General features: G+C 67.6%; 12 protein-coding genes. All 12 read right to left on the bottom strand.

Annotated elements, in window-relative coordinates:
• On the bottom strand, window positions 1–796 hold a 796-nt coding region (locus tag QZ332_RS11295), incomplete at its 3' end, for an IMP dehydrogenase (protein WP_295765438.1).
• 71 nt (window positions 797–867) lie between these two features.
• A complete protein-coding gene (locus tag QZ332_RS11290) occupies window positions 868–4,608 on the bottom strand; it encodes a phosphoribosylformylglycinamidine synthase (protein WP_295765436.1) in 3,741 nt (1,246 codons plus the stop codon).
• A gap of 1 nt (window position 4,609) precedes the next feature.
• The gene (gene purD / locus QZ332_RS11285; protein ID WP_295765434.1) at window positions 4,610–5,887 is read right to left on the bottom strand and encodes a phosphoribosylamine--glycine ligase; all 1,278 of its coding nucleotides are present in this window, start codon (window positions 5,885–5,887) and stop codon (window positions 4,610–4,612) included.
• 124 nt (window positions 5,888–6,011) lie between these two features.
• Complete coding sequence (locus tag QZ332_RS11280; RefSeq protein ID WP_295765432.1) at window positions 6,012–7,190, bottom strand: phosphoribosylaminoimidazolecarboxamide formyltransferase; 1,179 nt, start codon at window positions 7,188–7,190, stop codon at window positions 6,012–6,014.
• 16 nt (window positions 7,191–7,206) lie between these two features.
• The gene (locus tag QZ332_RS11275; RefSeq protein ID WP_295765430.1) at window positions 7,207–8,325 is read right to left on the bottom strand and encodes a DUF2185 domain-containing protein; all 1,119 of its coding nucleotides are present in this window, start codon (window positions 8,323–8,325) and stop codon (window positions 7,207–7,209) included.
• A 19-nt stretch (window positions 8,326–8,344) separates the two neighbouring features.
• Window positions 8,345–8,944 carry a phosphoribosylglycinamide formyltransferase gene (purN, locus tag QZ332_RS11270; RefSeq protein ID WP_295765428.1) on the bottom strand — a complete coding sequence of 200 codons (600 nt, stop codon included), beginning with the start codon at window positions 8,942–8,944 and terminating at the stop codon, window positions 8,345–8,347.
• Window positions 8,941–9,993 carry a phosphoribosylformylglycinamidine cyclo-ligase gene (purM, locus tag QZ332_RS11265; RefSeq protein WP_295765426.1) on the bottom strand — a complete coding sequence of 351 codons (1,053 nt, stop codon included), beginning with the start codon at window positions 9,991–9,993 and terminating at the stop codon, window positions 8,941–8,943. The genes purN and purM overlap by 4 nt, the downstream gene beginning before the upstream one ends.
• Window positions 9,990–10,283: a DUF3795 domain-containing protein gene (locus QZ332_RS11260; RefSeq protein WP_295765424.1), complete on the bottom strand. Its 294-nt coding sequence runs from the start codon at window positions 10,281–10,283 to the stop codon at window positions 9,990–9,992. Before QZ332_RS11260 ends, purM begins: the two co-directional genes overlap by 4 nt.
• On the bottom strand, window positions 10,280–11,701 hold the full coding sequence (locus tag QZ332_RS11255; protein ID WP_295765421.1) for an amidophosphoribosyltransferase: 1,422 nt from the start codon (window positions 11,699–11,701) through the stop codon (window positions 10,280–10,282). Before QZ332_RS11255 ends, QZ332_RS11260 begins: the two co-directional genes overlap by 4 nt.
• Before the next feature lie 12 nt (window positions 11,702–11,713).
• A complete protein-coding gene (locus QZ332_RS11250; RefSeq protein WP_295765419.1) occupies window positions 11,714–11,851 on the bottom strand; it encodes a hypothetical protein in 138 nt (45 codons plus the stop codon).
• Window positions 11,851–12,564, bottom strand: coding sequence for a phosphoribosylaminoimidazolesuccinocarboxamide synthase (purC, locus tag QZ332_RS11245; protein ID WP_295765417.1), 714 nt, complete (start codon window positions 12,562–12,564; stop codon window positions 11,851–11,853). The genes QZ332_RS11250 and purC overlap by 1 nt, the downstream gene beginning before the upstream one ends.
• A 93-nt stretch (window positions 12,565–12,657) precedes the next feature.
• Window positions 12,658–12,958, bottom strand: a 301-nt coding sequence (locus tag QZ332_RS11240; protein WP_295765415.1) for an AIR carboxylase family protein, incomplete at its 5' end; no start/stop codon positions are given.

Raw genomic sequence — 12,958 nt, 5'->3', positions numbered from 1 at the left:
AGCCCTCGGAGGAGTCGATGACCAGCACGTCCACCCCGGCGTCCACCAGGGCGGGGACCCGCTCCTCGTAGTCCCGGGTGTTGATGCCCGCGCCCACGACGTAACGCTTCTGGCTGTCCAGCAGCTCCAGAGGGTTGCCCTTGTGGGAGTCATAGTCCTTGCGGAAGACGAAGCTCACCAGACGGCCGTCCTTGGAGACCACGGGCAGGGCGTTGAGCTTCCGGTCCCAGAGGATGTCGTTGGCCTCCTTCAGGGTGACGCCCTCGGGGGCGCAGATCAGCTTGTCGAAGGGGGTCATGAAGTCCTTGACGGGGGTGGAGGGGTCCATGCGGCTGACCCGGTAGTCCCGGCTGGCGACCAATCCCAGCAGCCGGCCGGTGCCGGTGCCGTCGTCGGTGACGGCCATGGTGGAATGGCCGCTGCGCTCCTTCAGCGCCAGCACGTCCGCCAGGGTGTCCTCGACCCGGAGGTTGGAGTCGCTGGTGACGAAGCCGGCTTTGTAGTTCTTGACCCGGCGGACCATCTCCGCCTGCTCTTCCACAGGCTGGGAGACGAAGATGAAGGCGATGCCGCCCTCCTTGGCCAGGCCGATGCCCATCTGCTCGCCGGAGACGGCCTGCATCACGGCGGAGACCATAGGCACGTTCATGGTCAGGGGGCAGTCCTCGCCCTTCCGGAACTTCACCACCGGCGTCTTCAGGGACACGTTGGCGGGGATGCAGTCGGAAGAGGAGTAACCGGGGACCAGCAGGTATTCGCTGAAGGTATGGGAGGGCTCGGAGAAAAAGTAGGCCATGGCACGACACCTCGTTCCTATAAATTTTTCGCAGTATACCATCCCGCAGGAAGGGTTGTCAAGCCCCGATCTCAGAGGACGCGGAAATAATCCTTCGCGGCCTGGAAGAGCTGGAGGTCATAGCGGCCGGGGACGTTGCGGTACAGGCCGGGGCCGATCCGCTCGGCGTGGCCCATCTTGCCGAAGACCCGCCCGTCGGGGGAGGTGATGCCCTCCACGGCCCAGGCGGAGCCGTTGGGGTCGAAGTCCGGGTCCATGGTGGGCAGGCCCTCCAGATCTGCGTACTGGGTGGCGATCTGGCCGCCCTCCGCCAGGGTCTCCAGCAGCCCCTCCGAACAGAGGAAGCGGCCCTCGCCGTGGGAGATGGGGACGGCATAGACCTCGCCGGGCCGGACACGGGCCAGCCAGGGGGACTTGTTGGAGACGATGCGGGTGTTCACGATCTTGGACTGGTGCCGCCCGATCGTGTTGAAGGAGAGGGTGGGACAGGTCTCGTCTGTGTCCCGGATCTCGCCGTAGGGGACCAGCCCCAGCTTGATGAGGGCCTGGAAGCCGTTGCAGATGCCAAGGGCCAGGCCGTCCCGGTCTTTCAGCAGGTCCATCACCGCCTCGGAGGTCTCGGGGCCCCGGAGGAAGGCCGTGATGAACTTGCCGGAGCCGTCCGGCTCGTCGCCGCCGGAGAAGCCGCCGGGGAGGAAGAGGATCTGGCTCTCCCGGAGCTTCCGGGCGAAGGCGGCGGCGGAGTCCGCCACGTCCTGGGCGGACTGGTTGCCCACGACGAAGATCTCCGTCTCCAGGCCCGCCCTCTGGGCGGCCCGGGCGCTGTCGTACTCGCAGTTGGTGCCGGGGAAGACGGGGATGAGGACCTTCGGCTTCGCCGCGCCGATCTTCGGCGCGGGGCGGGTGAAGGCGGGGCAGGGCAGGAGGGGGGCCTCGCCCTCCGCGGGGGCCCGGGTGGGGTAGACGTCTTCCAGGACGGCCTCGTTCAGGGACAGGAGGGCGTCGATGGAATAGCACTCCGGCTTTTTGAAGCGGGGATGGCTCAGGGTGATGGTGGGGCCTGCCACCGTTTCGCCGATCTTGGAGATCCCCCAGCTCTCCGGGATCTCCTCGGACAGCTCGGCGATGATGGAGTGGGGGTTGCTGATGGACCAGAAATAGCTCTCGATTTTCTGCTTGATGTTTTTCACGTCAAAGCCGATCCGGTTGCCGAAGGACATCTTCATGATGGCTTCGCCCGCCGCGCCCTCGGTCAGGGCCCAAGCGGCTTTGACCTTGCCTGCCTGACACAGGGCGTGGTACTGGTCCCAGTTTTCCTTGATGTCCCCGGTCTCCCCGCCGCCGCAGAAGAAGTAGACGGGGTGTCCCGGCTCCTTGAACTCCGGGGTGATGAGCTCCCCGGCCTTGATAGGGGCGATGGCGAAGGAGATCAGCGTGGGCGGCACGTCCATATCCAGGAAGGACCCGGACATGGAGTCCTTGCCGCCGATGGCCGCGGCGCCAAAGTCCATCTGGGCCTCCATAGCGCCCAGGAGGGCGGCGAAGGGCTTGCCCCAGCGCTTGGGGTCCGCGTGGAGCTTTTCGAAGTATTCCTGCAAGGTGAGATAGACCTTGCGGTAGTCCGCGCCGGCGGCCACCAGCTTGGTGATGGAATCCTCCACGGCCTGATAGGCCCCGCAGAAGGGGGATGCGGAGATCGTTTCAGGGTCACAGCCCCAGGCCATGACGCTGCCTTGCTCGGTTTCCTGGCCCGGCAGCACGGGGAGGAGGGCCGCCATGACCTGGGCGGGAGTTTTCTGATATTTGCCGCCGAAGGGCATCAGGAGGCTGCCTGCGCCGATGGTGGAATCAAAGCGCTCCACCAGACCCTGGCGGCTGGCACAGGTGAGGCTGGAGGCCATTTCCTCATAGGTGCGGAAACGGTCTTCCACCACCGAGGACAAAGCCTTGTTATCATGGGGCGGTACGAAGACCCGGGCGTGCTTCACCGCGCCGTTGGAGTCCAGGAATTCCCGGCTCAGGTCCACGATGGTCTCCCCCTGCCACTGCATGACCATGCGGGGCTCTTCCGTCACCACGGCCACCTGATAGGCCTCCAGGTTCTCCGCCTTGGCGGCGGCGATGAACTTCTCCGCGTCCTCGGGGGCCACGACCACCGCCATGCGCTCCTGGCTCTCGGAGATGGCCAGCTCCGTGCCGTCCAGGCCGTCGTATTTCTTCCGCACGGCGTCCAGGTCGATGGTCAGCCCGTCCGCCAGCTCGCCGATGGCGACGGACACGCCCCCCGCGCCGAAGTCGTTGCAGCGCTTGATGAGGCGGGTGACCTCTCCGTCCCGGAAGAGGCGCTGGATCTTCCGCTCCTCCGGGGCGTTGCCCTTCTGGACCTCGCTGGCCATGGTCTGGAGGGATTTGGCGTTGTGGCTCTTGCTGGAGCCCGTGGCCCCGCCGATGCCGTCCCGGCCCGTGCGGCCCCCCAGGAGGACGATCACGTCCCCGGGGACGGGGCGCTCCCGCCGGACGTTCCCCGCCGGGACGGCGCCCACGACCGCGCCGACCTCCAGGTGCTTGGCGACATAGCCGGGGTGATAGAGCTCCGCCACGTGGCCGGTGGCCAGGCCGATCTGGTTGCCGTAGGAGGAATAGCCCGCCGCCGCCGTCTGGCAGAGCTTGCGCTGGGGGAGCTTGCCGGGGAGGGTGTCCGCCAGCGGCGTCCGGGGGTCGCCGCAGCCGGTGACTCGCATGGCCTGATGCACGTAGGCCCGGCCGGACAGGGGGTCCCGGATGCAGCCGCCGATGCAGGTGGCCGCGCCGCCGAAGGGCTCGATCTCCGTGGGGTGGTTGTGGGTCTCGTTCTTGAACATCAGCAGCCAGTCCTGGACCTCGCCGTCCACCTCCGCCGGGACGTGGATGGAGCAGGCGTTGATCTCCTCGCTCTCGTCCAGCTCCGGCAGGAGGCCCCGCTTTTTCAGGGCCTTCGCCGCGATGGTGGCGATGTCCATCAGGGTCTCGGGGCGCTCCCTGGCCCCCTCGCCGTAGACCTCGCTCCGCAGCTCCCGGTAGTGCTCGTAGGCGCGGCGGACGCTGGGGTCCTGGATCTCCGCGCCCTCCAGGTGGGTGGAGAAGGTGGTGTGGCGGCAGTGGTCGGACCAATAGGTGTCCACCACCCGGACCTCCGTGACGGTGGGGTCCCGCTGTTCCGTGTTTCGGAAATAGCCCTGGAGGAAGCGGAGGTCGTCCAGGTCCATGGCCAGGCCCAGCTCCTCCAGCAGGGCCCGGAGGGCCGCCTCGTCCATGGCGGTGAAGCCCGCCAGGATCTCCACCCGGCGGGGGGCGGCGTGGGTGCGGACCAGGGTCTCCGGCTTGTCCAGGGACGCCTCCCGGCTCTCCACGGGGTTGATGACATAGCCGCGGATCTTCTCCAGGTCGGCGGCGGAGAGCGCCCCCTCCAGGAGGTACACCTTGGCATAGGACACCAGGGGCCGCTCCACCCCGGCCATGAGCTGGACGCACTGGGCGGCGGAGTCCGCCCGCTGGTCGAACTGGCCCGGCAGGGCCTCCACCGCCAGGACGGCGTGGGGGCCCTCCGGCAGCGGGAGGTCCTCCTCATAGAGGAGGTCCACCTGGGGCTCGGAGAAGACGATGGTCTTGGCCTTCTGGAAGACCCCGTCCGCGATGCCCTCCACGTCGTAGCGGTTCACCAGCCGGAGGCCGGTGAGGGCGGAGACGCCCAGGATGGTCCGGAGCTCGTTCAAAAGCCCCTGGGCCTCCAGCCGGAGGGCGGGCTTTTTCTCTGCGTATACGCGTCTTACCATGTCAGTCCTCCATCGCGGCCAGCGCCCGCCGGCCGATGTCCGTGCGCATATACCTGCCCTCGAACCGGATGCGCTCCGCGGCGGCGTAGGCGTCCTCGAGGGCGGAGCGCAGGGTGTCCCCCACGGCGGTGACGCCCAGGACGCGGCCCCCGCTGGTGACCAGGGCGCCGCCGGACAGCTTGTCCCCGGCGTGGTAGACGGTGACGTTGTCCGGCAGGTCCGCGGGGACGGAGATCTCCTTCCCCTTCTCATAGCTGCCGGGGTAGCCGCCGGAGGCCAGGATGACGCAGGCGGCGGCCCCGTCGGACCACTCCACCTTGAGATCTGAAAGGGTCTCGTCCTCGACCGCCTGCATGACCGTCAGCAGGTCCGTCTTCAAAAGCGGCAGGACCACCTGGGTCTCCGGGTCGCCGAAGCGGCAGTTGTACTCGATGACCTTGGGCCCGTCGGGAGTGAGCATCAGGCCGAAGTACAAACAGCCCTTGAAGGGACAGCCCTCCGAGCGCATGGCGGCCAGGGTGGGCAGGAAGATCTGCTCCATGCAGGTCCGGGCGTCCTCCGGCCCGTAGCAGGGGTTCGGGGCCACGGTGCCCATGCCGCCGGTGTTCCGGCCGGTGTCGCCGTCCCCGGAGCGCTTGTGGTCCATGGAGGAGACCATGGGGACGATGCTCCGGCCATCGGTGAAGGCCAGGACGCTGACCTCCGGGCCGGTGAGGAACTCTTCGATGACGACCGCGCTGCCGGAGTCGCCGAAGGCCCGCTCCTCCATGATGGTCTTGATGGCGGCTTCCGCCTCGGCAAAGTCCTGGGGGATCAGCACCCCCTTGCCCAGGGCCAGGCCGTCCGCCTTGACGACGATGGGGAAGGAGGCGGAGCGCAGGTAGTCCAGGGCCTTGGCGGGATCGTCGAAGACCTCGTATCCGGCGGTGGGGATGCCGTACTTCTTCATCAGGTCTTTGGCGAAGACCTTGCTGGCCTCGATCCGGGCGGCCTTCGCGTCCGGGCCGAAGCAGGGGATGCCCGCCTCGTGGAGGCGGTCCACACAGCCCAGGGCCAGGGGATCGTCCGGGGCGACGACGGCGAAGCCGATGTCATGGGACTTGGCGAAGTCCACGATGGCGCCGATGTCCGTGGCCCCGATCTCCGGGACGCACACCGCGTCGGCGGCGATGCCGCCGTTGCCGGGGAGGGCATAGATGGTCCCGGCCTGGGGGGACTCCTTCAGCTTTTTGATGATGGCGTGCTCGCGGCCTCCGCCGCCGATGACGAGCAGATCCATAAAACCTCCTATTTCGTCCGTCGACCTCCTCCGCGGACCGGCGCGGCGCTTGCGGAGGGGAACGAGGGGCAGTGAGATGAGCGGGCTCCCGCGCCCGCGCGGGAGAGACGGGGTTCGCGGCGGGTCAATGGTGGAACAGCCTCATGCCGGTGAAGCACATGACCATGCCGTATTTGTCGGCGGTCTCGATGACGTTGTCGTCCCGGATGGACCCGCCGGGCTGGACGATGTACTCCACGCCGCTCTTCCGCGCCCGCTCCACGTTGTCCCCGAAGGGGAAGAACGCGTCGGACCCGCAGGTCACGCCGGAGAGCCCGGCGATCCAGGCCTTCTTGTCCTCCGCCGTCAGGGGCCGGGGACGCTCCCGGAAGACCCGCTGCCACGCGCCGTCGGCCAGCACGTCCTCGGACTCGTCGGAGAGGTAGACGTCGATGGCGTTGTCCCGGTCCGGGCGGCGGACGCCGTCCAGGAAGGGCAGGGCCAGCACCGCCGGATGCTGGCGCAGCCACCAGTTGTCGGCCTTGGTCCCCGCCAGGCGGGTGCAGTGGATGCGGCTCTGCTGGCCCGCGCCTACGCCGATGGCCTGGCCGTCCTTGACATAGCAGACGGAGTTGGACTGGGTGTATTTCAGGGTGATGAGCGCCACGAGCATGTCGGTCTTCGCCTGCTGGGGCAGGTCCCGGTTGGCGGTGACGATGCTGTCGAGCAGGGACTCGTCGATCCGGTATCCGTTCCGGCCCTGCTGGAAGGTGACGCCGAAGACGTCCTTGTACTCCTGGGGCGCGGGGACATACTCCGGGTCGATCCGGACGACGTTATAGCCGCCCTTCTTCTTGGTCTTCAAGATCTCCAGCGCCTCGTCCGTATAGCCGGGGGCGATGATGCCGTCGGAGACCTCCGCCTTGAGGTACCGGGCCGTGTCGGCGTCGCAGACGTCGGACAGGGCCGCCCAGTCGCCGTAGGAACACAGCCGGTCCGCGCCGCGGGCCCGGATGTAGGCGCAGGCGATGGGGCTCAGCGGTCCGCCGGGCTCCACGAAGTAGATCTTCCGGTCCGTCTCGCTCAGGGGCAGGCCCACGGCGGCCCCGGCGGGGGAGACGTGCTTGAAGCTGGCGGCGGAAGGGAAGCCGGTGGCGGCCTTCAATTCCCGGGCCAGCTGCCAGGAGTTCAGGGCGTCCAGGAAGTTGATATAGCCCGGCCTCCCGTTCAGGACGGCGATGGGCAGGTCGCTGCCGTCCTTCATGAAGATGCGGGAGGGCTTTTGGTTGGGGTTGCAGCCGTATTTCAGTTCCAGCTCGTTCATGGGTGACAGGCTCCTTTCAATTTTCCGGCAGGTCGAAGGGCTCCGGACGGAACCGCCCGTCTTCGCCCCGGACGAAGGCGCTGCGGTAGGGGGCGTCCAGCAGGGGGACGACGTCGGGATCGTAATTGCAGACGGAATTGAGGTCGGCGATCTCCGTGTGGGAGATGTCGGCGATATAGGACTCGCTCTCGTCGCCGGAGAAGAAGCGCCAGCCGCTGTCCGGGAAGCCCGCCTCGGGCTCCTCCCGGTAACACCAGCCCACCTTGCAGCCGTCCACCGAGATCCGGTCCGTGACGAAGCAGCCGTTGGGCCCGTCCCAGTCGGGGAGGTAGAGCCGCATCTCCGAGGGCCAGAGGCGGTAGGGCTTCTTCCGCGCCGGCGTGTACCACAGGCCGCTGTCCCAGGCGTTGTCGTTGGCCAGCAGGGCCCGCACCAGATCCATCCAGAGCCGCTGGGCGTTTTTCAGGCCCGGCAGGGGCGTGCCCTGGCGGAAGTCCCAGTACAGCGCGCCGCAGACCAGGCTGGCGGCGTACTCCTCCCAGCTGCCGAAGATCTGGGCCTGGACGACCGGCTCCTCCGCCAGCTGGTCGAACTCCTCCCGGCTCAGGATGCCGCAGGCCAGCCCCAGGCGGAGGTGCCCCGTGTACTCGCTGATGTCCCAGGCCAGGTAGCCCTGATGGCCCACCAGGGGATAGAACTGGGCGGAGAGGTCCTGGGCGGCGGTGAAGAAGCGGAGGCTCTCCGGCTTCAGGGAGGCGAAGTCGAAGGAGGGACGGCCCTCCCAAATGCTCTCGAAGTCCAGGTAGTCGCTGTGGCGGCGGAACTGCTCACCACAGAAGGCCAGCAGGCTCGCCTTGTCCGTGATGCCGAAGACGGCCTTCAGCTGCTGGCGGCAGGCGGCGGCGTCCGCCTCCGAGGCGCAGAGGGGCAGGGTGGTGAAGTAGTCCGGGCCGGACTCCTTGGGGCCGGGGATGCCGGGGGTCTCCCGCAGGGCGGGGACCCCGGCCAGCAGCGCCAGGAACGCGTCCCGCCCGCAGGGCCGCCGGTCCCGACGGGAACGGTCCAGCAGGGCCCGGATCTCCCGGTCCAGGCCGGTGTTGGAGGGGTGGAAGTCGTGCAGTCGAGAAAGATCCATCGTCAGACCATCCTTTCTTTCAGTGGACCAGGCCCCGGGCGACGAGCTCCGCCGCCTGGGGCAGCAGGACCCATTCCGCCTGTTCCATCACCCGGCGCTGGAGGACCTCCGGCGTGTCGCCGGGGAGGACGTCCACCGCCTTCTGCAGCAGGATGCGCCCGCCGTCGGGGACCTCGTCCACCAGGTGCACCGTGGCCCCGGTGACCTTCACGCCCCGGCGGAGGGCCTCCTCATGGACCTTCAGGCCGTAGTATCCCTTGCCGCAGAAGGCGGGGATCAGGGAGGGGTGGACGTTCAGGATGCGGTCCGGCCAGCGCTTCACGAACGCCTCCGACAAGATGGAGAGGAAACCGGCCAGGACGATCATGTCTGCCCGGTGCTCCGTGAGCTTTTCCGTCAGCCCGGCCTCGAACGCCTCTTGGGAGCGCCCCTTCCGGGGCACGGCGAAGCCGGGGACGCCGTGGTTTTTCGCCCGCTCCAGGGCGTAGGCCCCGGCGGCGCTGGAGAGGACCACCACGATCTCCCCGTGGGGGATCCTGCCCGCCTCCTGGGCGTTCAAAAGGGCCTCCAGGTTCGTCCCGCCGCCGGAGACCAGGACGGCGATCCTCGCCCTGCTCATGCGTCCTCGAAGTCCACGCCGCTGCAGTCCTTCGACACGCAGCCGACGCAGACGGCGTCCGGTTCGCCCGCCGCCGCCAGGAGGGACAGGGCTCCTCCCACCTGTCCCGCAGGGAGCGCCAGCACCATGCCCAGGCCCATATTGAAGGTGTTGTACATGTCGCGGTCCGAGATGCCCCCCCGCTTTTGGATCGAATCGAAAATGGGCTGCCGCGGGATGGCATTGGGTACGATCCGTGCGCCGAGGCCCTTGGGGAGCATCCGGGGCACGTTCTCGAAGAAGCCGCCGCCGGTGATGTGGCTGGCCCCGTGGAGGTCGATCCCCCCATCCAGCAGGGCCAGGAGGGGCTTGACGTAGATCTTGGTGGGGGCCAGCAGGACCTCGCCCAGGGACCGGCCCCCCAGCTCGTCCAGGGGGGAGGCCAGGTCGGCGTGCTCGATGTCGAAGACCTTGCGCACCAGGGAGAAGCCGTTGGAATGGACGCCGGAGGAGGTCAGGCCGATGAGGGCGTCGCCCTCCCGGACCTTGCTCCCGTCGACGATCTTCGCCCGGTCCACCACGCCCACGGCGAAGCCCGCGATGTCGTAGTCCTCCGGGGCCATGACGCCGGGGTGCTCGGCGGTCTCGCCGCCGATCAGGGCGCAGCCGGACTGGACGCAGCCCTCCGCCACGCCGGAGACGATGGAGGCGACCTTTTCCGCCTCGTTCTTCCCGATGGCGATATAGTCCAGGAAGAACAGGGGCTTGGCCCCGCAGCAGATGATGTCGTTGACGCACATGGCCACGCAGTCGATCCCGATGGTGCCGTGCCGGTCCAGGAGCTGGGCCAGGCGGAGCTTGGTGCCCACGCCGTCGGTGCCGGAGACGAAGACCGGCTCCTCCATGCCCCGCAGGTCCGGGGCGAACAGGCCGCCGAAGCCCCCGATGCCGGAGACCACGCCGGGGGTCCTCGTGCGCTCCACGAAGGGCTTCATCAGCCGCACGCCCTCATAGCCGGCGGTGATGTCCACGCCGGCGGCGGCGTAAGCGGCGGAATGGGAGCTGTTCATACCCCGCCCTCCTTCCAGCGCCGGCACTGTTCGATCCGCGCCCCGCCGTCGCCCTGGCGCTCGTCATAGGCGAACCGCTCCAGCAGGGCGCAGGGGAACTCCCCGCACTGGCCGCAGTGGGCGTGCCCTTTCTCCTCGCAGCACGCCTTGACCGGGCAGCCGTCGCCCCAGAAGGGCTTTTGGATCTGCGTGCAGCCGGCACAGCGCATCGGCTCCCGGTGGGCGCATCCTTCGCATGAGATCCCACATCTCGACTCGATCGTCATGGCGGTCTCCTTTCCTCTCGTCATTCTTTTCCGGTCCAGCAGTAAGTACAGATCTTATCTTTATCGATGCCGATGGCCTCCAGGAGGCCGTCCAGGGACTGGTAGCCCAGGGAGTCGAAGCCCATCTGCTCGCAGATGGCCCTCAGCATGCACCGGCCCCGCTCCGTGGAGGTATCGGCGTACTCCTCCAGGTGCTCCCGGCCCTCGTCCCCCTCCAGGGACTGGATGATCTTGCGGCTGAGGAGCTCCATGTCGGAGTTGCTCCGGGAGAAGTTCAGGTATTTGCAGCCGTACATGATGGGGGGGCAGGCGGAGCGCATATGGACCTCCTCCGCCCCGGACTCATAGAGGAACTCCACGGTCTCCCGGAGCTGGGTGCCCCGGACGATGGAGTCGTCCACGAAGAGGAGCTTCTTGCCCCGGATCAGCTCGTGGACGGGGATCTGCTTCATCTTGGCCACCTGGTCGCGCACGTCCTGGCTGGCGGGCATGAAGGACCGGGGCCAGGTGGGGGTGTATTTCACGAAGGGCCGGGCGAAGGGCTTGCCGCTGCGGTTGGCGAAGCCGATGGCGTGGGGCAGGCCGGAGTCCGGCACGCCCGCCACGTAATCCACTTTGGGGAGCTGGCCCCGCTGGACCTCGTCCCGGGCCATGATCTCGCCGTTGCGGTAGCGCATGACCTCCACATTGACGCCCTCGTAGCAGGAGTTGGGGTAGCCGTAATAGGTCCACAGGAAGGCGCAGATGCGCATGTCCTCCCCGGCGGGGGCCAGGGTCTGCCAGCCTCCGGCATCGATCTTCACGATCTCCTGGGGGCCCAGCTCATAGGCGTCCTCGTAGCCCAGCTTGTGGTAGGCGAAGGATTCGAAGGACACGCAGCAGCCCTCGTCGTTTTGGCCGATGAGGACCGGCAGGCGGCCCAGGCGGTCCCGGGCGGCGTAGATGCCCTCCGGAGTGAGGATGAGGATGGTCATGGAGCCCTCGATCTGCTCCTGTGCGTAGCGGATGCCGGAGACCAGGTCGTCCTTCTGGTTGATGAGGGACGCCACCAGCTCGGTGGCGTTGACCTTGCCGGAGCTCATGGCCATGAATTGGTGGCCATGGTCGGAGAAATAACGCTCTACCAGCGCTTCGGCATTGTTGACGATGCCCACGGTGGAGATGGCGTACAGCCCCAGGTGGGAGCGCATCAGCAGGGGCTGGGGGTCCGTGTCGCTGATGCAGCCGATGCCCGACTGGCCGCGGAAGGTGGCCAGGTCCTTCTCGAACTTCGTGCGGAAGGGTGTGTTCTCGATGTTGTGGATCTGCCGGTGGAAGCCCTCCCGGGCGTCATAGACCGCCATGCCGCCCCGGCGGGTGCCCAGGTGGGAATGGTAGTCCGTGCCGAAGAACACGTCCAGCACCACGTCCCGTTTGGAGATCGCGCCAAAAAAACCGCCCATTTGCAGCCTCCTTTATTTTTTGCGCCTGCGCCGCAAGAGCCAGACCGCGGCCCCCAGCGCCGCCGCCAGGAGCGCCAAAGCGGCGATCCCGGCGGGGCCGGCGGAGACGAAGACCGCGGTGGGCCCGTCCGGCCCGCCGATGATGCCCATCACAGCGCCTCGTTCATCCGGCGCATGACCTCGGCATAGGCGTCCTCCACGCCGCCAAGGTCCCGGCGGAAGCGATCCTTGTCCAGCTTCTCATGAGTCTTGGAGTCCCAGAGGCGGCAGGTGTCGGGGCTGATCTCGTCCGCCAGGACGATGGTCCCGTCGCCGAGGCGGCCGAACTCCAGCTTGAAGTCCACCAGCGTCACGCCGCAGGAGGACCAGAACGCCTTCAGGAAGTCGTTGACGGCGAAGGCGTACCGCTCGATGGTCTCGATTTCCTCCTTCGACGCCAGCTTCAGCGCCAGGGCATGGTGCTCGTTCAGCAGGGGGTCCCCCAGATCGTCGTCCTTATAGGAGAACTCGATGGTGGGGGCGTCGAAGACGATGCCCTCCTCCACGCCGTACCGCTTGGCGAAAGACCCGGCGGAGATGTTGCGGATGATGACCTCCAGGGGCACGATGGAGACCTTCTTCACCACGGTCTCCCGCTCGCTGAGCTCCCGGACGAAATGGGTGGGGACGCCGGCTTTTTCCAGCTTGGCCATGAAGCGGTTGGTCATCTGGTTGTTGATGACGCCCTTGCCGGTGATGGTGCCCTTTTTCAGGCCGTTGAAGGCGGTGGCGTCGTCCTTGTAGTCCACGATGTACAGATCGGGGTCGTCGGTCTTGAAGACCTTCTTGGCCTTGCCTTCGTAGAGCTGTTCCAGTTTCTGCATGATCGAGATCCTCCTTAAGATGGGGCCGAGATCCGGGCCCCCATATCGTTTCGCATCATCGTTTCAGGGGCCTCGGGGGCCCGGGGCGGGACGTCAGCGGATCTCGCCCTGGAGCGTGGCGTCCTTCTCTTCGATCTGGGCGGCCATGTCCTTCCGGGCGGCGTCCAGCCAGCCGGCGAGGTCCCCGTCGGAGACGGCCAGGATCTGGGCGGCCAGGACGGCGGCGTTCTTGGCCCCGTCCAGGGCCACGGTGGCCACGGGGATGCCGCTGGGCATCTGCACCGTCGCCAATAAAGCGTCCAGCCCGTCCATGGCGCCTCCCTTGATGGGGATGCCGACGACGGGCAGGGTGGTGTTGGCGGCGACGGCCCCCGCCAGGTGGGCGGCCATGCCG

It is taken from the genome of uncultured Oscillibacter sp. (genome assembly GCF_910584465.1).
In the GTDB taxonomy this organism is placed as follows: Bacteria; Bacillota; Clostridia; order Oscillospirales; family Oscillospiraceae; genus Oscillibacter.
The sequence above is the reverse complement of the archived record's forward strand: the minus strand, read 5'-3'. Positions and strand labels throughout refer to the sequence as shown.